The organism is Rhizobium sp. BR 362 (assembly GCF_036528765.1).
Classification (GTDB): domain Bacteria; phylum Pseudomonadota; class Alphaproteobacteria; order Rhizobiales; family Rhizobiaceae; genus Rhizobium.
The window spans coordinates 83,318-103,345 of the sequence record NZ_JARWGH010000004.1 but is presented as its reverse complement, the minus strand read 5'-3'; the positions used below and the strand labels follow the sequence as shown (position 1 = coordinate 103,345).

Genomic DNA, 20,028 nt, shown 5'->3' with positions numbered 1-20,028 from the left:
AGTGTAGGCCATGACTGAAGCGATCGATCTTTCCATCCGTGAACTCAGGCGCAAATTCGCCGATAAAAGCCTGTCTCCCAGCGAATACTGGCTGGCGGTGGAACAGCATATCGAGGCATGGGAGCCGACGATATCAGCGCTTTATGCCTACGATCCCGAGGTTGCGCGCAGGCAGGCGGCCGCTTCCACTGAGCGCTGGGCAAAGAGCGCGCCGCTCGGGCCGCTCGACGGCATTCCGGTGACGCTGAAGGAGCTGATCGCCACCAAAGGGCAACCGGTGCCGCTCGGCACGGCCGCCGTCGAACTCGTTCCCGCCGCCGAGGACGCACCGGCCGCGGCCCGCTTGCGCGAGGATGGCGCGGTGATCTTCGCCAAGACCACGTGCCCGGACTACGGCATGCTTTCCTCCGGTCTTTCGAGCTTTCACAAGCTCTGCCGCAATCCCTGGAACCCGACGCAAAATCCCGGCGGCTCCAGCGCCGGCGCTTCGGCGGCGACTGCTGCCGGCTACGGGCCGCTGCATATCGGCACGGATATCGGCGGCTCCGTTCGCCTGCCGGCCGGCTGGACCGGCATTTTCGGCTTCAAGCCGAGCCACGGCCGCATTCCGGTCGACCCTTATTATGTTGGCCGCTGCGCCGGACCGATGACGCGCAGCGTCGAGGACGCCGCATTTTCCATGGCAACACTCTCGCGGCCCGACTGGCGCGACGGCACCAGCCTGCCGGCGAATGCCATCGACTGGATGGATCTCGACATCGACATCAGCGGCATGAAGATTGGCCTGTTGCTGGATGCCGGCTGCGGCCTGCCTGTCGATGACGAGGTGCGCGACGCAGTCGTTGCCGCCGCCAAGCGCTTCGAAGAAGCGGGCGCCGTGATCATCGACGTCGCGCCGGTATTGACACGTGAGATGCTGGACGGATTGGATGTTTTCTGGCGAGCGCGTCTCTGGGGCGATATCGTGGGTCTCAGCGAGGAACGACGCACGAGGATCCTGCCCTATATCTACATATGGGCGAAAGGCGGCGCCGATGTCAGCGGCATCGATGCAGTGCGCGGCTTCAATCAGACACTTGAGATGCGCAAGAGTTGCGGAAGGCTGTTTGCCGAGGTCGATGCGATGCTGTCGCCGACCAACCCGATCGTCTCCTATCCGGCCGAGTGGGCCTCGCCCACCAACGACCCGGCCCTCCCCTTCGAACATATTTGCTTCACCGTTCCCTGGAACATGTCGGAGCAGCCGGCTTCGTCGATCAATTGCGGCTTCTCCCGCTCCGGCATGCCGATCGGGCTGCAAATCGTCGGTCCGCGTTTTGGCGACATGCTGGTGCTGAAACTCTCGAAGGCATTCGAGACCTGGACCGCCGGCGTGAAGAACTGGCCGAAGCCTCCCAATCCTTAATTCCTTCTCCTCGGCGAGAATGTGCCCGCCCATCGACAAGCTCAGGAGGGCGGATGAGGGGGTGGCGCGTCATACTTTGAGCGAATCTTGGCGGTTGACGAAGAGCATTTTCCCGGTAACGCCCCCTCACCCCGCGCGTGCCGCGCGACCCTCTCCCCGCCGGGGGAGGGTGAGGGCCTACAGCGCAGCCGCACCCTTCTCTTCGCCATCGGCGCCAAGCTGCCGCAATGCCTTTTCGATAACGCGAAGATCGTCCTGCAAGCCCTCATCGATGGTTCTCATGCTTTCGCTGCCGGCACGCTGGATGCCGCGAGCCTCGCTCTGCAGCTCAAGCAGTCGATCGATCTTGCGGCTGCGCCTCAGATGCGTGTCGCGCAGAATATCCCTGATCACCTGTTCCATCGCCGTGATCGGCATGATGCTTCTCCTCTCGAACAAGAAGGTGTTCAATCAAGGAAACAACGGTTTAGATTCAGGCCTGTTCCAGGCGGCTCTCAATCCGCCAGGCGGCGATAGCCTGTCGGTTGCTCGTAGAGCCAGCCGATGCGCTCGACAGCAGCGGCAAAATCTTCGCGCGCCGTGGTCATGGTATGGCCGTTGGCATGCACGATGGTTTTCTCGTCTTCCATGATGGCCACATGTCCCTTCCAGAAGACGAAATCGCCGCGGCGCAATTCCTCGCGGCTGATCGCTTCCCCGAGACCGGCCGCTTGCATGTCCGCGTCGCGCGGCGCGGCGCGGCCCGTCATCAGCAAGGCGAGCTGCACTAATGCGGAGCAATCGATACCGAGGCCGGACCGGCCGCCCCAGAGATAGGGCGTTTCCAAAAACCGCAAGGCGACCTCGACATAATCGCCGCCATAATTGTAGCCGATCGGCTGCACATGCTTGGCGAAGATGGCCGCGCCGCCTTCGAGGACGACATAATGGTTCCCACGCGCCTCGGCCGTGCCGGTGACGCGCACGCGGCTGCCCATAGAGAGTACATCGGTATGGGGCTTGCGGAGCTCCGGCTCAGGATAGAGAAAAGTCCGCTGCGTCACGACGACATGCGTGGGCGGCGCCAATTCACTCCGGATCGTATTTTCAGGAAGATAGCCGACATAGCCGTCCGACACCGCTTTCACCCAGCACCAGCCATCCCTGCGCTCGAAGACATCGACCTCTTCGCCGAACAGGAGCTCGGTATCGATGCCGCGCGCCGGATCCGGCTGCGGGCGAAGGGCAGCGACGGGGGCGATGATTTGCGCCCTGGTGCCCTCGACAAAACGGCCGGCCTCGACCTTGCCCCGAAGCGAGGCTTCGGCAAGATCGGGACGAAATGCGTTGAGACGGCGGTCGAGCATCATGAACTTGGTCCCCTAGACGGATAGTTTGCGGCCTTGCTCGATGACGAGATCACCGAGCTTTTCCAGATAGAGCGCGCCTGCGACGGTGCGCTTGATGATAACGTTGCGGCGATCACGCTCGTCACGGACGCGGTCGACCAACCCCATCTCGCCCATCGTGTCCAGGGCACGGGTGATAACCGGCTTGGTCACGCCAAGCGTTGCGGCAAGCCCCCGCACCGTATGCGGCGGCGGCACGAGATAGATCTGCAGGAGGATCGCCATCTGCCGAAGCGTCAGGTCATGACCCTCGCGACGCACCTGCTCGAGCGCCACGCCTTGCCAGAGGCCGAGAGCCTGCGAGGCAGAGAGTTCAAGCGGCAAAGGCAACCTCGGAGATCGTTACGCTACCGTTTCAGTCTCGGCCAAGATCATGGCGGTTTCAAGGGTATTTGGATCACCTTCTCCCCAGCGGGGAGAAGGATGCGCGTGAGCGCGGGTTGAGGGGGCATTACCGGGAAAGGAGACGCTGGTCATTATAAATTTCGGTGCGACGCCCCCTCACCCGGCGCCCCTTCGATAAACTCAGGAGCGCCACCCTCTCCCCGATGGGGCGAGGGTAAGTTTTACCGCACGCTCTGCCGGATATGATGATACAGCGCCCGGATCGCCTGCGCCTCGCCGCCGCCCGGCGAATGCGGGCGTTCGTTCTGCGCCCAGCCGAAGATGTCGAAATGCACCCAGCTCGGCGTCTTCGTCACGAAGCGCTTGAGGAACAGAGCAGCGGTAATCGACCCCGCCATGCCGCCGGAGGGGGCGTTGGTGACATCTGCGAATTTGGCACGGATATCCTTGTCATAGCCCATGTAGAGAGGCATGCGCCACAGCGGATCGTCGGTCTCCAGGCTCGCTTCGGTCAGATCGCGGGCGAGATCGTTGTCGTCGGTAAAGAAGGGCGGCAGGTCCGGGCCGAGAGCGACACGGGCGGCGCCGGTCAGTGTCGCCATATCGATCATCAGATCGGGTGCCTCTTCGTCAGCATAGGACAGTGCATCGGCGAGGATCAGGCGGCCTTCGGCATCGGTATTGTCGATCTGCACGGTCAGGCCCTTGCGGCTCTTATAGATGTCGCCGGGACGGAAGGCATTGGAGGAGATCGAATTTTCGACGACCGGAACGATGACGCGCAGATCGACCTTCAGCTTGGCGTCCATGATCATCAGCGCCAGGCCCATGACATTGGCGGCGCCGCCCATATCCTTTTTCATCAACAGCATGGAGGATGCCGGCTTGATGTCGAGCCCGCCAGTATCGAAGCAGACGCCTTTGCCGACCAGGGTAATGCGGCGATGACCCTTCTTGCCCCAGCGCAGTTCCAAGAGGCGCGGCGCATCGGCGCTGGCGCGGCCGACAGTGTGAACCAGCGGAAAATTCTCCTTCAGGAGGTCGTCGCCGATAATGACGGACATATCCGCCTTATAGTGCTCGGCGAGGGCCCGGAAAGCTGCTTCGAGCTGTTCCGGCCCCATGTCGTTGGTCGGCGTGTTGATAAGATCGCGGGCGAGGAAGACGCCGGCGAGCTGGCGTTTGATGTCGGCCGCATCGGCATCCCGTGGGATCATCAGCGTCGGAGGCGCTGCCTTTTCGGATTTGTAGCGCTCGAACCGATAGCTGCCGAGACCGAAGCCGAGGGAAAGCCGGTTTGCCGTGAGCGGTGCGGTTTCGATATGCCAATCGCCGGCCGGCAGGCTGCGCGCCAGCCTGCCGGTCAGGAAGGGCTGTTCCGAGGGGTTGGAGCCAAGGCCGAACAAGGCGCCGCCGAGATGGCCTTCTTCGGTTGGAATCAATAGCAACGAGCCGCTGTCGGCCTTATAGCCGGCCTTGCGCGCCCAATCGAGCGCGATGGGATCGATGGTGCCGGTCTCGATATGTGCCGGAGTGACGGCAAAGATCGGCAGCGTCGCGCCACCCTTCGAATTGAAGGGGCTTGCGCGCTCGATGTACTGATAGGGGGCCATAACTATCCTTTGGCAATGATTTCCGGGAATCGCGGATTAACTCTCTGTTAGGGTTAACAGATTATTGCTGGAGCGAACATTGCGTCAAACCTTTCCCTGTTCCGATTTGAGGCCAGGCGCAGGACTCAGGCATTCCGGGATAGGCGCTATGGCCACTTCGTCAACTACGTCTTCACTCAAGACTTTCCTGCTCCACGGCGCTTCGGCAGCGCTCGTGGCGCTGGCGCTCGCCGGCTGCTCGACGACCGGAAAAGACAAGATGACGACCGGCTCGATCCCGACGATGTCGAAGAAGCCAGTCGAAGAGATGAGCGGCTCGGATCTCGCGCAGGCGACCCTTACCCTTGGCAAGGCCTATGACGCCAATCCGAAAGACCGTGACACCGGCATCAACTACGCCAATGCGCTGCGCATGAGCGGCCGCAACGATCAGGCGCTTGCGGTCATGCAGCAGGTGGCGATCGCAAATCCCAATGACCGCGGCGTGCTGGCTGCCTACGGCAAAGCGCAGGCCGCTGCCGGTCAACTTCAAGAGGCGCTCGCGACCATCGACCGCGCGCAAACGCCGGACCGGCCGGACTGGCGGCTTGTGTCGGCCGAAGGCGCGATCCTCGATCAGCTCGGCCGCTCGACCGAAGCGCGCGGCAAATACCGCGACGCCCTCGTGCTGCAGCCGAACGAGCCGTCGATCCTTTCCAATCTGGGCATGTCCTATGTGCTGACCGGCGATCTGAAATCGGCCGAGAGCTATCTTCGCTCCGCCGTCAACCAGCCGGCAGCCGACAGCCGCGTTCGCCAGAACCTTTCTCTCGTGGTCGGGCTGCAGGGCCGGTTCGCCGAAGCCGAACAGATCGCCCGCCAGGAACTGTCAGCACAACAGGCAAACGCCAATGTCGCCTATCTGCGCGCCATGCTGGCGCAGCAGAATTCCTGGCAGAAACTTGCCGCCGGCGACGCCAAGAAAGCTGTCAACTAAACCTTCACCTCCAAATGTGGCGTGGCAGGCCCTCCGCTACGAGCCTAGCGCCGAGAGCGCCCATGACCGCGCCGGCAATCCTGTCGATCCAAAGCTTGGCTCCGAGATAGAGCGCGCGTGGACCGTTCGACGAAAAGGCGAGCGTCACCACTGTGTACCAGCCCACCTCGACGGCGAAGACCGCCAGCGGCACGGCGAGCATCAGCCCGGGAGCGGGTTCGGCCGGGAGAAGCGCTGCAAAAATGCTGCCGTAGAAAATTGCCGTTTTCGGATTGCTGAGCTGCGTTCCCAGCGCGAACAAAAAATTGCGCCCGATGCTGCCGCCGGTCGGCGTGGCCGGGGCGTGGAGAGCAAGATCATGGGCGGCGCTCCGCCAAATGCGGATGCCGATATAGATCAGATATAGGCCGCCGGCGACCTTCAGGGTAAGATACAGCCATTCGACCTGCATCAGCAGCGCGTTCAGACCGAAGAGGGTCAAAGTCGCGAAGGTGACGCTGCCCACGCCCATGCCAAGGGCTGCCGCAAGGCCCGCCTTGCGCGAGCGGGAGACGGCGATGCGGGAAACGAGAACGAAACTCGGACCGGGACTGACCGCCCCGATGAAAACGGCAGCGACGATGCTGAAAAAGATGGCGATGAACGACATGCAGATCCTCCCGACCTAGCGTCGGGGCGAGTGGCGCTTTCCTCCCGCGCCGATACACCTCATCGCCCGTGACGTAGGATTGGAAACTAGTCACGTCCCGCGCCGGCGGCAAGTTTTCTATCTCAGAATTTATCCATCACCTGGATGGCTGCCGGGCCAAGGATAACGGCCATGAGGACGGGCAGGAAGAAGACGATCATCGGCACGGTCAGCTTCGGCGGCAGGGCGGCCGCCTTCTTCTCCGCTTCGTTCATGCGTTCGTCGCGACCTTCCTGCGCGAGCACGCGCAGCGCCTGCGAGATGGGCGTGCCGTAGCGCTCGGCCTGAATCAGAGCCTGCGTCACCGATTTGACGATTTCGATCTGCGTGCGGCTGGCGAGATTGTCGAAGGCCATGCGGCGATCCTGCAGGAAAGAGAGTTCTGCCGTGGTCAGCACCATTTCTTCGGCGAGCGATGCCGACTGTTCCGCCATTTCCTCCGAGACGCGGCGCATGCCGGCTTCGATGGAAATACCCGATTCCACGCAGATCAGCATCAGGTCGAGCGCATCCGGCCAGGCACGCTTGATGGATTTCTGCCGTTTGGTCACGCGATTGGAAATATAGATGTTCGGCGCATAAAAACCGAGATAGGCGGTGGCGATAACGCCGAGAAGGCGGATCGCGAACGGCTTGGCGGCGAAGTAGCCAAGGACGAAAACGAAAATGGCGGCAACGGTCAAAAACAGGAACGGCAACAGAAAACGCGCCACCAGGAACATGTTCAGCGCATTTTCCGAGCGCAGCCCGGCGGCCCGCAGGCGGTTGACCGTATTGGCATCGACAAGAGCATTGCGCAGATTGAAGCGCTCAACGATCTGACGGACATTGCGGTTGTTCTGGCTGCGCAGCGAGGCCTTGCCGCCGTCGGCGCTCAAGCGGGCGCGTTCCCGGGCGCGGATTTGTTCGCGCTCGGTGGACACAGCCTTCATGCGCTTGTTGAGATCGCCGCGCTCCAGGAAGGGCACGGCGATGGTGTAGAAGGTGGCGAAGACGGCAATCGCGACGAAAACGGCGAGGATCGTGCCGGGGTCGGTCAATCTGCTGGCGAAATCGGCGGACATGGCTCGGCGTCTCCTTCGGTCAAATCTCGAAATTGACCATGTTGCGCATGATGTAGATGCCGAAGGACATCCAGATGCCGGCGACCCCCAGGATCAAATGGCCGCGCGGATCCTTGAAAAGGATCAGCATGTATTGCGGCGAGGTCAGATAGACGAGCGTCGCGACGATGAAGGGCAGCGAGCCGATGATGACGGCCGAGGCTTTTGCTTCCATCGACAGGGCGGTAACCTTCGCTTTCATCTTCTTGCGCTCGCGCAGCACGCGCGCGAGGTTGCCCAGCGCTTCGGACAGGTTGCCGCCGGCCTGCGCCTGGATGGCGATGACGATCGAGAAAAAGTTCACCTCCTGCAACGGCATATGGTTCCTCATGCGCGCACAGGCATCGGGCATGCTGAGGCCGACCTGTTGGGCTTCGACGACGCGGCGGAACTCGGACTTCACCGGCTCGCGGGCCTCGCTTGCCACGAGCCGCACGGCGTCATTGAGCGGCAGGCCAGAGCGGATCGAGCGGGTGATGAGGTCGAGAGCATTGGGAAATTCTTCCAGGAATTTGTTCTGCCGGCGCTTGATGAGGAAACCGATGACCCAGCGCGGCAGACCGAAGGCGGCGGCGAAGGGAAGGCCGGCGACGACGGCGAGCGGCGCGCCGACCAGGAAGACGACAAGCATGACGAAAAAGCCGAACAGCACGCTGAAGAGATAAAAACGCGCCGGTGTCACCGGCAGGCCGGCCTGCCCGAGGCGCATTTTCAGCGATTGCTTCTGCTTGGTGTTCTCCAATTGGCGCTTTTCCAGATCCTTCAGCGAATCCTGCACCGATTTGCGCCGTTTCGACATTTCCTGCACGCGATCGCGCGCCGCCTTGACCTTCATGCGGTCAGTCTCGGCCGATTTGATCCGGTTGACGCGACTGTCGGCTTTCTTCTGCGCCTCGATCCGCGAATAGAGAATGCTGTAACAGACAGCGGCCGCGGAGACGGCTGCGAGGACGACAATCAGAAGCACCACCGGATCGACACCGAACATCGGGAAAGTCCTATTTCGACTTGTTTTCCATTTCGTCGAGGGCAGCCGCCAGGCGCTTTTCCTCGTTGTAGTAGCGGGCGCGGTCCCAGAAATTCGGCTTGCCGATGCCGGTCGACACATGCCGTCCGATGATCTTGCCGCCCGCATCTTCGCCTTCGATCTCGTAGCGCATCAGGTCCTGCGTGATGATCACATCGCCTTCCATGCCGATCACCTCGGTAATCTGGGTGATGCGGCGCGAACCGTCGCGCAGGCGGGCGGCCTGGATGACCACGTCGACGGAGGTGGAGATGATTTCGCGCACCGTCTTGGCTGGCAGGCTGAAGCCGCCCATCGCGATCATCGATTCCATACGGCTGAGGCACTCGCGCGGCGTGTTGGCGTGGATCGTGCCCATCGAGCCGTCATGGCCGGTGTTCATCGCCTGCAACAGGTCGAAGACTTCCGGTCCGCGCACTTCGCCGACGATGATGCGCTCGGGACGCATGCGTAGGCAGTTCTTGACGAGATCGCGCATGGTGATCTCACCCTCGCCTTCGATATTCGGAGGGCGGGTTTCGAGGCGAACGACATGCGGCTGCTGCAATTGCAGTTCGGCCGTGTCTTCGCAGGTGATGACGCGCTCGTCGCGGTCGATGTAGTTGGTCAGGCAGTTCAAAAGCGTCGTCTTGCCCGAGCCGGTACCGCCGGAAATGACGACATTGCAACGAACGCGGCCGATGATCTGCAGCAGCGTGGCGCCCTCCGGTGTGATGGCGCCGAAGCGGACGAGCTGATCGAGCGTCAGCTTGTCCTTCTTGAATTTGCGGATGGTGAGCGCCGGGCCGTCAATCGACAGCGGCGGTGCGATGACGTTGACGCGCGATCCGTCCGGAAGGCGGGCGTCGCAGATCGGGCTCGATTCGTCGACGCGGCGGCCGACCTGGCTGACGATGCGCTGGCAGATGGAAAGGAGTTGGGCATTGTCGCGGAAGCGGATTTCCGATTCCACCGTCTTGCCGCCGACTTCGATGAACGTCTGGCCGGCGCCGTTGACCATGATGTCGGCGATGTCGTCGCGGGCAAGCAACGGCTCGAGCGGGCCATAACCGAGCACGTCGTTGCAGATGTCCTCGAGCAGTTCCTCCTGCTCGGAGATCGACATCGCGAAATTCTTGATGGTGATGATGTCGTTGACGATGTCGCGGATTTCCTCGCGCGCAGCCTCGGCATCGAGCTTTGAGAGTTGTGACAGGTCGATCGTATCGATCAGCGCGGAAAAGACCTGCGACTTGGTGTCGTAATATTCTTCGGTGCGGGCCGGCCGGCGTCGTGTCGGCGTCTGCATCGATGGCGGCGCCACTTGCTGGCGTTGCTGCGCCCCTTCACGCGCCGGCTCCACCAGTACGGTCGATGCCGCAGGCGCAGGAGCGGACGGTGCGCGCGGCGGCGACGGCGGAGGCGTGACGCCGCCGCTCTTTGCAGGACCTTCATTTCCGCGTCTGCCAAACATGCCGTCGATCCAATTCTACGCTAGAGCATAATCTCAAAAACACGAACCGGCCTTCGAACGAGATCATGCGACATCAAACAATTACTTCCGCTTCAGGAGACCCAACAGGCCGCCCTTCTTGGCCTTCTTCAGCGCAATGCGCCCGGTAACGATGTGCGATATCTGCGAGAAGGTCTCGGCGACCGGTGATTTCGGATCGGTCTCCGAAATCATGCGGCCGCTGTTGGCGGCGTTGCCGAACAGGTTGATATCGAAAGGAATGATGGCGATCGGGTCGGTCTCCAGCGGCTCGCAGAACTCCGAGGGACCGATTTCCGGGCGCTTCGGCATACCGACCTGATTGAGGATCAGATGCGGCGCCTTGTCGTTGGGGCGCAGCTTGCGCAGCGCATCCAACATGTTCTTGGCGTTGCGCAGGTTGGCAAGATCGGGCGCTGCGCAAATCACGACTTCGTCGACGGCCGAAAGCACGGAGCGCGTCCATTCCGTCCAGAGATGCGGCACGTCGAGGACACTCACCGGGGCGCTGCGCTGCAGGACGTCGAGCACCGGCAGAAAGGCCTGGCCGTCGAAATCATAGGCGCGGTCGAGCATGGAGGGAGCAGCGAGCAGCGACAGGTGCTGTGAACATTTGGTCAGAAGGCGGTCGAGGAAAACCTCGTCAAGACGCTCCGGCGCATAGACCGCTTCGGCAATGCCTTGCGCAGGGTCCTGATCGAAGTCGATATTGGCGGTGCCGTACGGCAGGTCGAGATCGGCGAGAATCGTCTCGGTCGAGAACAGGTTCGAGATGCCGAAAGCGCAATTATGGGCGATGGTGGACGCCCCTACCCCGCCCTTGGCGCCGATGAAGGCGACGCTGCGGCCGAGCGGCTCGGCATCGGGATCGACGAAGATCGCCGTCATTGCTGCCATGACATCGACCATGGCAACCGGCTGGACCATATATTCGGAGATACCGTTGCGGATGAGTTCGCGATAGAGGCCGATATCATTGTGATAGCCGACGATCACCACCTTGGTGCTGGGATCGCAGACGGCGGCGAGCGGCGCGAGCTCTGCCAGCAGATTGCCTGGATTGGCCCGGGTTTCCAGAATGATCAGATTGGGCGTCGGCGTCGAGGCGAACATGTTTGCCGCCGCCGCCGTGCTGCCGCTGGTGATCCGGAGGCTGACCTTGGACATGCGCCGGTCATTGGCGCATCGGTCCATCACCTGCTGCAACTGCTCGCTTTCGCAAAAGGCATGCACGGAAATGCGCGGCAATGGCCGCATGTTCTCAAGATCGCCCGTGCGGGGCGCGTCCTCGGCCTCCATCTCGGGCTTTCTGATATCGTAGTTGATAGCGCTCATAATTCTATCCTGTTCCGCCGGCCAGCTATCCTCATGCTCAGGAACCGCTGCTGAAGCCGCCGATCGTCGCCGTGCTGGTCGGGACGTTGCCGCTGCGGTAATTATCGATCACCTTGCTGCGCTGGTCGGTATCGATCGGCGACATGGCACGCGGCGCGATGAGGTCGGTCGGGTTTGCCACCTGCGCTGCGAGGTTGTTCTGAGTAGCGCAGCCGAAGTTATAGTAATTCTGATTGTCGAAGGCGTTGGCGGACAGATCTTCCGGCCACTGGCCGCAGGCATTGGTGGCCGCAGTGGTTGCCATGAAGCGCAGGCGGATCGGCGCAGCATCGCCGGGGCCGCCGGATTGATAATAGCTGTCGACGATGCGCGACGACGGGATGCCGCTTGCGACAAGCTCTTGCCGAATCTGTCGGCGGAACACAGAAACCCCAGGCGAATTGGCCGAAGAGCCAGGCGCCAGGATTTCGACGGTGCCGGAAGCATGCGCCTTATAGTCCTGCACGAAACCGCGAACCGTGTCGCGGGCGCCGGTCGTAAGACGACGATCGCCTGCAATGACGGGAACGTCGACGTGATGTTCTTTTTCGGTCAGCACGATAGGGTGGCGCTGACGATAGTCGTCGGAAATAGCGCTGGTCGTCATGCCATCCGGCGAACCGGCACATCCGCTGACGGCGGAAGCCATCATGATCAAGGCCAGGGTGGCAAATCGCGGCCTGGTGATACGGGGCGCATTGCGATCGAGGCTGGCCATTTTTTGGTCTCTCGTTGTTCCGGTTGAAAAGGGATGCGTCATTGTCCGTCTCCCCCTCACTTGTAGATAAAGCCGACGGTGCCGTGGAAATCGGCATCCGCAACCGGCGGCCCATCCCTGTGCCCGTAGATCTTGTTGACGCGATTCATGAAGAAGGCGGAGACATCGTTGCTAGGTGAGAAATTGTCGTCGGGACGAGCGAGCTGAGCCCGCGCGACCGGCCGCACCAGATAGGGCGTCGCGATGATCACGAGTTCGCTTTCGTCGCGTTCAAAACTCTTTTGACGGAAGAGTGCGCCGAGGATCGGTATCTTCGAGGCGCCCGGGGTGCCGTTGGTGGTTTGCTGGACACTATCGCTGAGGAGACCCGCCAGCGCGATGGAGCCGCCGGAGGGCAACTCGACCGACGTATCAGCCGCACGTTGGTTATACGTCGCGGTTCCCGAGGTGCCGACGGGGTTGGACACTTGAGTCTGGATATGGAGACTGATGCGTCCCGCTGAAAGAACCACAGGCGTGAAGGCCAGGCTTACGCCATAGGTATAGGGAGTGATCGTGACGTTGCCGTCGCTATCGGTCGTGGAGTAAAGCTGCTGACCACCGGAATTGAAGGTTGCGGCTTGACCGGAGATTGCCGTCAAGGTCGGCTCTGCCAGTGTGCGAACTGCGCCGGCTTGTTCCATGGCGGAGAGATAGGTGCTGATGTTGTATTTGCCGAGCGCAGTCTTGAACAGAGCGGCGATACCGCCGCCGCCCGCAGCCGCTGTCGTGTCACTAGTAATACTGCCGAGTTGAGCGACGGTCAGGCCGGAGGAATTGCTGACGAGATTGTCGAAGCCGATTTGCTTCAGCACGCTGCGCTTGATCTCGGCGACGGTGACCTTCAGCGTCACCTGATCCTCGCCCTCGATCTGTAGAAGGTTGACGATCTGTGATGTCTGGCGCGCTTCCGCAAAGAGAGCGACGGAATTGTCACCGCCGCTGGCGCTCGCGGTTTCGTTGCGCGTCGTCGCCTCACCGCCCTTGAGGAAAGCCTCGGCAAGCTGTTCGGCGCGCGTCGAATCCTGCGGCGTACGCACCGTGCCAGTCATGACAATGTTATCGGAGACGATCTCGACATTGATGTCTGAGTCCGGAATGAAACGCTTGATATTGGACTGAAGACTGGAGATATCGCGCTCGATCTGGAGGTCGAGGCTGACGATCTCCTTCCCGTCGGCACCGAAGACGAAGATATTGGTCTGGCCCACCGTCTTGCCGAAGAGATAGATGCGACGCGAGGTACGCGTCACGGCATCGGCCATCTTGGGATCGGAGACGAGAATATCATGGGCATCTGCCGGCAAGTCGACGACCAGCGCCTTGTTGAGGCCGAGCTTCAGCGTGCGCTTGGTGCCGAGGCCGGCAATGGTGACAATGCTGTCGGAACCGTCGGCTTTCGCCGTCGCAATGCGCAGGAAAGCCGGCGCCTCTGCGAAGGGCAGACCGATGAAAGCGGTCGAAAAGGAGAGAGCCGCAAGTGAGAGGAGGCCGATCGGTTTGCTGGTCTTGAACATGGTCCCGCCCCTTCTCATGGCGTCTTGGCTGCGGTTGCGCCATTGGTGACGATCGCGCCGGATTTGATGACCTGGACGACGGCACCGCCATTGTCCCCGGCCAGCAGGTAATCGGCGGCGGTCGTGTCCGGCTGCTGGGCATCGGCGACGGAGCGAAGCGCCAGCGTCAGCCGGTCGGCTAACTGCTGGGCGACCGCAAGCACCTTGGTTTGATCCGGCGTCAGCTCAAGCGTCGCGGTCGTGCCGACGACGGACTTGCTACCATCCTGCTTTTCCTCGACCTGCTGATCTATGGCGAGCACGCGGACATTGCTGAGCACGGTCTCGGTTACGAATTTCTGGGTATCGCCCTTGCGCACCATGATCACGTCGACCCGGTCATTGGGAAGAATGAAGCCGCCGGCACCCGTCGCGACGGAGATTTCGGTGGAGACTGCGCGTTTGCCGGAGGGCAACAGCGAGGAAAGAATGTGGCTGTTGGAATCGGCGACCTTCTCTTCGCGGATAGGTTCGCCTTCAAAGATCGGCAGACGCACGACTGCGCCGTTCAAGTCTTTCAACGCATCAGGGCGATCGGTTTCGGTGATGAAACCTTTGACGACGCCGCTTTGCGGCCAGGCCATCCAGTGAATCGACTTGTCATTCAGGCGCGAGCCGACAGGAAGATTGGCGTCGGCGACGAGCACATTAACCGTCGCCTCTTTCTCTACTACCGCTTCGATCTGCGGCACGACAGTGCGTGAGCCGGCCAGACGCATCGCTAGCAGTCCGGCAAGCCCTGCCGCGACAACTGCCACCGCGAGTATCATTAAGCGAGCGGGTTTCATGATCATTCCTTGGGGAATACGATTCTTCGCCCCGCAGAATGCTCTGCAATTGGTGTAATTATGGTTAATGGTATATTACATTTACAGTTACTTAAGAATGACTATCGAAGTCATGCAAAATATAAAATCGGCAATATACCGTTAATACTTAGAAAGTTCTAATTTAGATAATTTGCGATGACACTGCCGCGACCATCGGCGAGGAGGGAAAAGCCAGGAAGCCGCCGATGGCGATGGCAATGCCGTAGGGGATCTTTTTGGCAATCAGCAGCGAGTTCGGCAGCGGCAGTCCCATGGCCATGATGGCATTCGACTGCGAGCGTATCATCAGGATGACAATCGTCACCACGCCGCCGAGGAAGGCGACATAGATAAGGAAAGAGAGAAGCGACGCATCGAAGCCGAACCAAAGTGCGGAAGCTGCCAACAGCTTAGCATCGCCGCCGCCCATGACGTTCAATGCGAAGAGCGCAAAACAGGCGCAGAAAACAATGGCCGCGCCGGCGAAGTGCATACCGATCTCGGGCAGCGTCAGACCAACGAGCGGCGCCAGCACGATGAATGAGCCGGCCAATATGAGCGACACCCGATTTGGTATCGTCATGGTAAACAGGTCAGTGAGGGCTGCGACCGCCAGACACAGCGGGAAGATCAGCAATGTCGCGGCTTCAAGCATCAAACATCCCCAACTCAGCTATAAAAGTCAAAAACCGCTCATGATACTGAGCGGTTTTCGCCTGAGACATGAATTCGCAGCACCCGCAATTAATTAATGTGCGGTCGAAGCGGTGGTCATATTGCTCGAAATACGATTGAAAACGTTGCTGAGCGAGTTGCCCAGGGTCGTGGCGCCCGCAATGATGGCAACGGAGATCAGCGCTGCGATCAGGCCGTATTCGATTGCGGTCGCACCGGATTCATCTTTAAGGAAACGCGAAAAAAGCTTGGTCATAGGTTAACTCCACTCACTTTGTTGACAGCACGTCCGCCAACTGTTTGCCGTTGATCGGATGAGTTGCACGGTACCGATTGGCCGTTTCCATCGCTTTAAAGAAGTGGGTTAACAGATTGGAAACTCGGAAACGCAAATAGACTAGTTAACGTCAATTCAGGTCTTTCCGAGCATTTTTAAAGAAAATCTTCAGCCTCTTCGCAATGTTTAGGGGTTTATATATTAGCGATTAGCGGGAGTTGTCCCGGTATATTGCAGCTCCCGTAGGGAAATCCCAAAATGAAAGAGGAAGAGGCGGCGCTGCATCGGAATTGAACGAGTAGCCCTTCTCTTAATTGTTCGTTCACCATTCTTTCTCATTCTATTTGGCAATCATTTTGCCATCAGCTTCACGAGGCCAAACCATGCCGACCCGCGGCAGAATCGCATTCTTTGCCTGCGTCGCCGCAACAGTGGGCCTAGTGCCGCAGTTTTCGTATGCTGCGGACGACGGCATGCTGCGTGTCTATATGGATCATGCGCGCGTATTGAAGCTCGATCGTCCGGTCAGCAAGGTCATCGTCGGCAACTCGCAGGTTGCCGACGCAACGGTCGCCGATCCGAAGACCATCGTGCTTACCGGCCGCAGTTTCGGCACGACGAACATCGTCCTGCTCGATTCCGACGGCAATGCGATCGTCGACGAACGTATCCTGGTTTCGATCGATGAGGGTAATACCGTCCGCGTCTACCGCCAGACCAGCCGTTCGGTGCTGTCCTGCACGCCCAATTGCGAGCAGCACGCCCAACAGAACAACACCACCACCGCCGCATCCGCCACGCCATAGCGACGGCATCGTCGGCCACTTATTATATTCAATTATACTACATAAGACATCTCTTTCTTAAATAAATCCAAGCATCCCTTCAATATGGAGGGAGATGCGAAACGGATTATCAAGAAAGCAGCTCTAGCCTTACCCCCACTTAAATCGGCGCGGATTCCGGTATGATGCCAGATGACGATCTTCTTGGGGGCAGGATTTTTGCACAGCGACGTGCGTACGGGCGCTTGCACGATTTCGTGCGTTCTCGCGACGGGACTGCGGCCATCGAATTCGCCCTTCTGGCTATTCCCTATTTCCTGATCATCTTCGCAATTTTGGAAACCTTCGTCGCCTTCACGGCCGAACAAGTGGTTTCCAATGCGGTCGATACAGTGTCGCGCGAGATCAGAACCGGGCAGATCACCTATAATCACAACGCGACGACCGACATGACCGCGACGCAGTTTCGCCAGGCCTTCTGCAACGAGATCTCCGTGATCATCGTCTGCTCCGCGGCCGAGCTGGCGACGCCGACCAATCTCTATCTCGATGTCGAAAGCTACGCGACCTTCGCCGCTATGCCGACAACCGTGCCGCGCACCTCGTCAGACCCATATTCCGATCTGAACACGACGGGCTTCACTTTTGCGCCCGGCGGTGCCGAGTCGAAGAACATGGTGCGTGCCTACTATCGCTGGCAGGTGATGACCGATCTGCTGCGGCCTTACCTCACCACCATACGTCCATCTGACGGTTCTATGCCGACGACCTATCTCATCGTCGCGACATCGGCCTTCCAAAACGAGAATTATCCGTGAGGAGGGTCGCGATGGATCGGAAGAAGCTGATGGCTAGGTTTTGCGCGCCCCTGCGGCGCCTTGCCCGAGACGAGCGGGGCATCGGCGCGATCGAATTTGCCATTCTTTTCCCGGTGCTGCTGATGCTTTATCTCGGCGCTTTCGAGCTTACCGTGGCGCTCAGCGTTGAAAAACGCGCCAGCCGGTCGGCCGGATCCATCGCCGACATCCTGACGCACCAATCGAGCGTCAGCAAGACGCTGCTCGCCACCATGCCTTCGGTTGCCAGCGCCATTTTCACGCCCTACGACACGACCGGCCTGACGCTGAAAATCACCGGCATTCAGCTCGACGCCAGCAGCAACGCCACTGTCGCCTGGTCCTGGGCACAGGATGGCAGCAAACCCTATTCGACCGGCAGCGCCGTCACCGTTCCCAGCGATATCGATCAGCCAAGCACGTTTCTGGTGCGCACCGAGCTCGCCATTCCATATCAGCTCATCAGTTTCGGCTCGGATTTCCTGCCGGCCGGCAGCAGCCAGATCACTATCGGCCGCGAATATTTCTATCGCCCACGCACCGAAAGTGCGATTACCTGCAGCGATTGTTGAACAGAACCCCTGTGAATTCCTGCTATATTGCGAAGTTGAACAGGAAATTGCCAAGTTGACGTCGCCGTTATATGGGTGACGTTCAATGCGCTCGACGCTGGGCGTCGCGCGTTGAGCAATCCTATCGGGTGGACCATGGCGCGCGCCTTTCTCTTCGTTCTTGATTCCTTCGGTGTCGGCGGCGGTCCGGATGCCGCCGCCTATGGTGATGAGGGTGCCGATACCCTCGGCCATATCGCCGAGTTCTGCGCGGCTGGTGCCGCCGACCGCGAGGGCCTGCGTTCCGGCCCCTTGTCATTGCCGAACATGTCGGGCCTCGGCTTGCTGGAGATTGCCAAGGCGGCCACTGGCCGCTATCCGGACGGTATGCCGAAGCCGGAACAGCTTTATGGTCTTTATGGCTGCGCCAATGAAGTGTCGCGCGGCAAGGACACGCCATCCGGCCACTGGGAAATTGCCGGCACGCCGGTCATGTTCGACTGGGGTTATTTTCCCACCGAGGGCGACGCATTTCCGCCGGAACTGGTCGAAGCGATCTGCGAGGCAGCCGATCTCCCCGGCATTCTCGGCAACTGCCACGCATCCGGCACCGAGATCATCGCCAAATATGGCGAGGAGCATATAAGCAGCGGTAAGCCGATCTGCTACACCTCGTCAGACTCGGTCTTCCAGATTGCCGCGCATGAACATTATTTCGGCCTGGAACGGCTGATTGCTCTCTGCCAGATCGTCCGCACCCTGCTTGATCCCTATAATATCGGCCGCGTCATTGCCCGCCCATTCGTCGGCGAAACGCAGGCGACATTCGAGCGCACGGGCAATCGACGCGATTTTTCCGTCTTGCCGCCAGAACCCACCCTGCTCGACCGCCTGGTCAAAGCCGAACGCACCGTGCATGCGGTCGGCAAGATCGGCGATATCTTTGCCCACCAGGGTATCTCCAAAGTCATCAAGGCCAATGGCAACATGAAGCTGATGGATGCGACGCTCCGGACTATGGACGAGGCAGCCGACGGCGATCTCGTCTTCACGAATTTCGTCGATTTCGACATGGTCTATGGTCATCGCCGCGACGTGGCGGGCTATGCGGCGGCCCTTGAAGCCTTCGATGCAAGACTGCCGGAGGTGCACGAGAAGCTGAAGCCCGGCGATCTCGTCATCCTGACCGCCGACCACGGCTGCGACCCGACTTGGCGCGGCACGGACCATACGCGCGAGCGCGTGCCTGTGATCGCTTACGGGCCTGGCATTCGCTCACGCTCGATCGGCGTCCGCCAGAGCTATGCCGATATTGGCGAAACCGTCGCCCGCCATTTGGGAATAGCGGCAGGGCCGCATGGAAGGAGTTTTTTGTGACATCGCATTTGAAGAAGGTCGAGCTGCACTGTCATTTGGAAGGTGCTGCTCCGCCGGCGCTGACGCTCGCACAGGCACGAAAATATAACGTCGACACCAGCGCCTTCATGCGTGACGGAATCTACCTCTGGAATGATTTCACCGAATTCCTCGTCTGCTACGACAAGGTCTCTGAGCTCTATCGCACCGAGGAAGACTACGCGCTGCTGACCGAGACCTATCTCGAAGAGCTTGCGGGCATCGGCACGATCTATAGCGAGCTGATCGTCTCGCCCGACCATGGCGACCGCATTGGGCTCGGCGCCGACGCCTATATGGCCGGTGTTTCGGCCGGCATTCGCGCAGCACAGGAAAAGAGCGGCATCGTCGCCCGGCTGCTTGTCACCGGCGAACGTCATTTCGGATCGGAGCGCGTCATCAAGGCCGCCGAATATGCGGCCAGAAGCGATAATCCGTTGATCACGGGCTTTAATATGGCGGGTGAGGAGCGCATGGGCCGCGTTGCCGATTACGCGCGCGCCTTCGACATCGCCCGTGAAGCCGGCCTCGGCCTCACCATTCATGCCGGCGAAGTCTGCGGCGCCTTCAGCGTCGCCGATGCGGTCGAACTCGTCCGTCCGTCCCGCATCGGCCATGGCGTGCGAGCCGTCGAAGATGCCGACCTTGTCAAGCGCCTTGCCGATCTCGGCACGGTGCTGGAAGTCTGCCCCGGCTCGAACGTCGCTCTGAATGTCTTTCCGGATTTCGCAGCGCATCCGCTGCGCCAGCTTCGCGATGCGGGTGTGCGTGTCACCATCAATTCCGACGACCCGCCCTTCTTCCACACCTCCCTGAAGCGCGAATACGAACTGGCATCGACGGCCTTCGGCTTCAGCGACAACGAGATCGATGCCATGACCCGCACGGCGGTCGAGGCGGCGTTTGTGGACGACGCGACACGGACGTCCCTGTTGGAAAGGCTGGCATAATTTGGTTGTCAGGATTGAAATTTGTCCCATGGAGCGGTACACTATCT

General features: G+C 60.4%; 21 protein-coding genes. 7 read left to right on the top strand and 14 right to left on the bottom strand.

Annotated features, from left to right (window positions below; translation table 11 throughout):
- Nucleotides 1-10: 10 nt before the first annotated feature.
- Complete coding sequence (locus QDY28_RS07040) at nt 11-1,405, top strand: amidase (protein ID WP_331380982.1); 1,395 nt, start codon at nt 11-13, stop codon at nt 1,403-1,405.
- 177 nt (nt 1,406-1,582) lie between these two features.
- Here QDY28_RS07040 and QDY28_RS07035 read toward each other — a convergent pair whose 3' ends face one another.
- The 4 genes from QDY28_RS07035 to QDY28_RS07020 all read right to left on the bottom strand — a co-directional run bounded on the left by QDY28_RS07035 (nt 1,583) and on the right by QDY28_RS07020 (nt 4,751).
- Nucleotides 1,583-1,822: a hypothetical protein gene (locus tag QDY28_RS07035; RefSeq protein ID WP_331380981.1), complete on the bottom strand. Its 240-nt coding sequence runs from the start codon at nt 1,820-1,822 to the stop codon at nt 1,583-1,585.
- 77 nt (nt 1,823-1,899) lie between these two features.
- Entirely contained in the window at nt 1,900-2,754 is an 855-nt protein-coding gene (locus tag QDY28_RS07030) for a C40 family peptidase (RefSeq protein WP_331380980.1), read from the bottom strand.
- Nucleotides 2,755-2,766: 12 nt separating this feature from the next.
- Nucleotides 2,767-3,117: a MarR family transcriptional regulator gene (locus tag QDY28_RS07025; RefSeq protein WP_104821653.1), complete on the bottom strand. Its 351-nt coding sequence runs from the start codon at nt 3,115-3,117 to the stop codon at nt 2,767-2,769.
- Between the two features lie 242 nt (nt 3,118-3,359).
- Nucleotides 3,360-4,751, bottom strand: a complete 1,392-nt coding sequence (locus tag QDY28_RS07020) for a leucyl aminopeptidase family protein (RefSeq protein ID WP_331380979.1) — start codon at nt 4,749-4,751, stop codon at nt 3,360-3,362.
- A gap of 148 nt (nt 4,752-4,899) precedes the next feature.
- On the opposite strand from QDY28_RS07020, the gene QDY28_RS07015 reads away from it, so the two are divergent.
- Nucleotides 4,900-5,727, top strand: a complete 828-nt coding sequence (locus tag QDY28_RS07015) for a tetratricopeptide repeat protein (RefSeq protein ID WP_331380978.1) — start codon at nt 4,900-4,902, stop codon at nt 5,725-5,727.
- Nucleotides 5,728-5,731: 4 nt separating this feature from the next.
- On the opposite strand, the gene QDY28_RS07010 is transcribed toward QDY28_RS07015, so the two are convergent.
- The 10 genes from QDY28_RS07010 to QDY28_RS06965 all read right to left on the bottom strand — a co-directional run bounded on the left by QDY28_RS07010 (nt 5,732) and on the right by QDY28_RS06965 (nt 15,443).
- Nucleotides 5,732-6,376 (bottom strand): LysE family translocator, encoded by a 645-nt coding sequence (locus QDY28_RS07010; protein WP_331380977.1) that lies wholly within the window; start codon nt 6,374-6,376, stop codon nt 5,732-5,734.
- 122 nt (nt 6,377-6,498) lie between these two features.
- Nucleotides 6,499-7,479: a type II secretion system F family protein gene (locus QDY28_RS07005; RefSeq protein ID WP_331380976.1), complete on the bottom strand. Its 981-nt coding sequence runs from the start codon at nt 7,477-7,479 to the stop codon at nt 6,499-6,501.
- A 19-nt stretch (nt 7,480-7,498) separates the two neighbouring features.
- Nucleotides 7,499-8,506 carry a type II secretion system F family protein gene (locus QDY28_RS07000; RefSeq protein WP_331380975.1) on the bottom strand — a complete coding sequence of 336 codons (1,008 nt, stop codon included), beginning with the start codon at nt 8,504-8,506 and terminating at the stop codon, nt 7,499-7,501.
- Nucleotides 8,507-8,516: 10 nt separating this feature from the next.
- Nucleotides 8,517-9,998 carry a CpaF family protein gene (locus tag QDY28_RS06995; RefSeq protein ID WP_331380974.1) on the bottom strand — a complete coding sequence of 494 codons (1,482 nt, stop codon included), beginning with the start codon at nt 9,996-9,998 and terminating at the stop codon, nt 8,517-8,519.
- Between the two features lie 81 nt (nt 9,999-10,079).
- On the bottom strand, nt 10,080-11,351 hold the full coding sequence (locus tag QDY28_RS06990; RefSeq protein WP_331380973.1) for an AAA family ATPase: 1,272 nt from the start codon (nt 11,349-11,351) through the stop codon (nt 10,080-10,082).
- Between the two features lie 37 nt (nt 11,352-11,388).
- Complete coding sequence (locus tag QDY28_RS06985) at nt 11,389-12,108, bottom strand: CpaD family pilus assembly protein (protein WP_331380972.1); 720 nt, start codon at nt 12,106-12,108, stop codon at nt 11,389-11,391.
- Between the two features lie 56 nt (nt 12,109-12,164).
- The gene (locus QDY28_RS06980; RefSeq protein ID WP_331380971.1) at nt 12,165-13,664 is read right to left on the bottom strand and encodes a type II and III secretion system protein family protein; all 1,500 of its coding nucleotides are present in this window, start codon (nt 13,662-13,664) and stop codon (nt 12,165-12,167) included.
- A gap of 14 nt (nt 13,665-13,678) precedes the next feature.
- The gene (cpaB, locus tag QDY28_RS06975) at nt 13,679-14,491 is read right to left on the bottom strand and encodes a Flp pilus assembly protein CpaB (RefSeq protein ID WP_331380970.1); all 813 of its coding nucleotides are present in this window, start codon (nt 14,489-14,491) and stop codon (nt 13,679-13,681) included.
- 163 nt (nt 14,492-14,654) lie between these two features.
- Nucleotides 14,655-15,167, bottom strand: a complete 513-nt coding sequence (locus QDY28_RS06970) for an A24 family peptidase (RefSeq protein ID WP_331380969.1) — start codon at nt 15,165-15,167, stop codon at nt 14,655-14,657.
- A 93-nt stretch (nt 15,168-15,260) separates the two neighbouring features.
- Nucleotides 15,261-15,443, bottom strand: a complete 183-nt coding sequence (locus tag QDY28_RS06965; RefSeq protein ID WP_331380967.1) for a Flp family type IVb pilin — start codon at nt 15,441-15,443, stop codon at nt 15,261-15,263.
- Nucleotides 15,444-15,847: 404 nt separating this feature from the next.
- On the opposite strand from QDY28_RS06965, the gene QDY28_RS06960 reads away from it, so the two are divergent.
- The 5 genes from QDY28_RS06960 (at nt 15,848) to QDY28_RS06940 (ending at nt 19,981) form a co-directional block, all read left to right on the top strand.
- Nucleotides 15,848-16,270 (top strand): pilus assembly protein N-terminal domain-containing protein, encoded by a 423-nt coding sequence (locus QDY28_RS06960; RefSeq protein ID WP_331380966.1) that lies wholly within the window; start codon nt 15,848-15,850, stop codon nt 16,268-16,270.
- Between the two features lie 161 nt (nt 16,271-16,431).
- Entirely contained in the window at nt 16,432-17,067 is a 636-nt protein-coding gene (locus tag QDY28_RS06955) for a TadE/TadG family type IV pilus assembly protein (protein WP_331380965.1), read from the top strand.
- A gap of 11 nt (nt 17,068-17,078) precedes the next feature.
- On the top strand, nt 17,079-17,657 hold the full coding sequence (locus QDY28_RS06950; RefSeq protein WP_331380964.1) for a TadE/TadG family type IV pilus assembly protein: 579 nt from the start codon (nt 17,079-17,081) through the stop codon (nt 17,655-17,657).
- 135 nt (nt 17,658-17,792) lie between these two features.
- Entirely contained in the window at nt 17,793-19,013 is a 1,221-nt protein-coding gene (locus tag QDY28_RS06945) for a phosphopentomutase (protein ID WP_331381270.1), read from the top strand.
- On the top strand, nt 19,010-19,981 hold the full coding sequence (locus tag QDY28_RS06940; protein ID WP_331380963.1) for an adenosine deaminase: 972 nt from the start codon (nt 19,010-19,012) through the stop codon (nt 19,979-19,981). Before QDY28_RS06945 ends, QDY28_RS06940 begins: the two co-directional genes overlap by 4 nt.
- Nucleotides 19,982-20,028: the final 47 nt, after the last annotated feature.

Coding starts and splice junctions, on each gene's coding strand:
- QDY28_RS07030 (WP_331380980.1), bottom strand. CDS start 2,754: ATGATGCTCGACCGCCGTCTCAACGCATTTCGTCCCGATCTTGCCGAA.
- QDY28_RS06955 (WP_331380965.1), top strand. CDS start 16,432: ATGATGCCAGATGACGATCTTCTTGGGGGCAGGATTTTTGCACAGCGA.
- QDY28_RS07000 (WP_331380975.1), bottom strand. CDS start 8,506: ATGTTCGGTGTCGATCCGGTGGTGCTTCTGATTGTCGTCCTCGCAGCC.
- QDY28_RS07010 (WP_331380977.1), bottom strand. CDS start 6,376: ATGTCGTTCATCGCCATCTTTTTCAGCATCGTCGCTGCCGTTTTCATC.
- QDY28_RS07035 (WP_331380981.1), bottom strand. CDS start 1,822: ATGCCGATCACGGCGATGGAACAGGTGATCAGGGATATTCTGCGCGAC.
- QDY28_RS06950 (WP_331380964.1), top strand. CDS start 17,079: ATGGATCGGAAGAAGCTGATGGCTAGGTTTTGCGCGCCCCTGCGGCGC.
- QDY28_RS07005 (WP_331380976.1), bottom strand. CDS start 7,479: ATGTCCGCCGATTTCGCCAGCAGATTGACCGACCCCGGCACGATCCTC.
- QDY28_RS06965 (WP_331380967.1), bottom strand. CDS start 15,443: ATGACCAAGCTTTTTTCGCGTTTCCTTAAAGATGAATCCGGTGCGACC.
- QDY28_RS06960 (WP_331380966.1), top strand. CDS start 15,848: ATGCCGACCCGCGGCAGAATCGCATTCTTTGCCTGCGTCGCCGCAACA.
- QDY28_RS07015 (WP_331380978.1), top strand. CDS start 4,900: ATGGCCACTTCGTCAACTACGTCTTCACTCAAGACTTTCCTGCTCCAC.
- QDY28_RS06990 (WP_331380973.1), bottom strand. CDS start 11,351: ATGAGCGCTATCAACTACGATATCAGAAAGCCCGAGATGGAGGCCGAG.
- QDY28_RS07020 (WP_331380979.1), bottom strand. CDS start 4,751: ATGGCCCCCTATCAGTACATCGAGCGCGCAAGCCCCTTCAATTCGAAG.
- QDY28_RS07040 (WP_331380982.1), top strand. CDS start 11: ATGACTGAAGCGATCGATCTTTCCATCCGTGAACTCAGGCGCAAATTC.
- QDY28_RS06980 (WP_331380971.1), bottom strand. CDS start 13,664: ATGTTCAAGACCAGCAAACCGATCGGCCTCCTCTCACTTGCGGCTCTC.
- QDY28_RS06945 (WP_331381270.1), top strand. CDS start 17,793: ATGGCGCGCGCCTTTCTCTTCGTTCTTGATTCCTTCGGTGTCGGCGGC.
- QDY28_RS06995 (WP_331380974.1), bottom strand. CDS start 9,998: ATGTTTGGCAGACGCGGAAATGAAGGTCCTGCAAAGAGCGGCGGCGTC.
- cpaB (WP_331380970.1), bottom strand. CDS start 14,491: ATGAAACCCGCTCGCTTAATGATACTCGCGGTGGCAGTTGTCGCGGCA.
- QDY28_RS06970 (WP_331380969.1), bottom strand. CDS start 15,167: ATGCTTGAAGCCGCGACATTGCTGATCTTCCCGCTGTGTCTGGCGGTC.
- QDY28_RS06985 (WP_331380972.1), bottom strand. CDS start 12,108: ATGGCCAGCCTCGATCGCAATGCGCCCCGTATCACCAGGCCGCGATTT.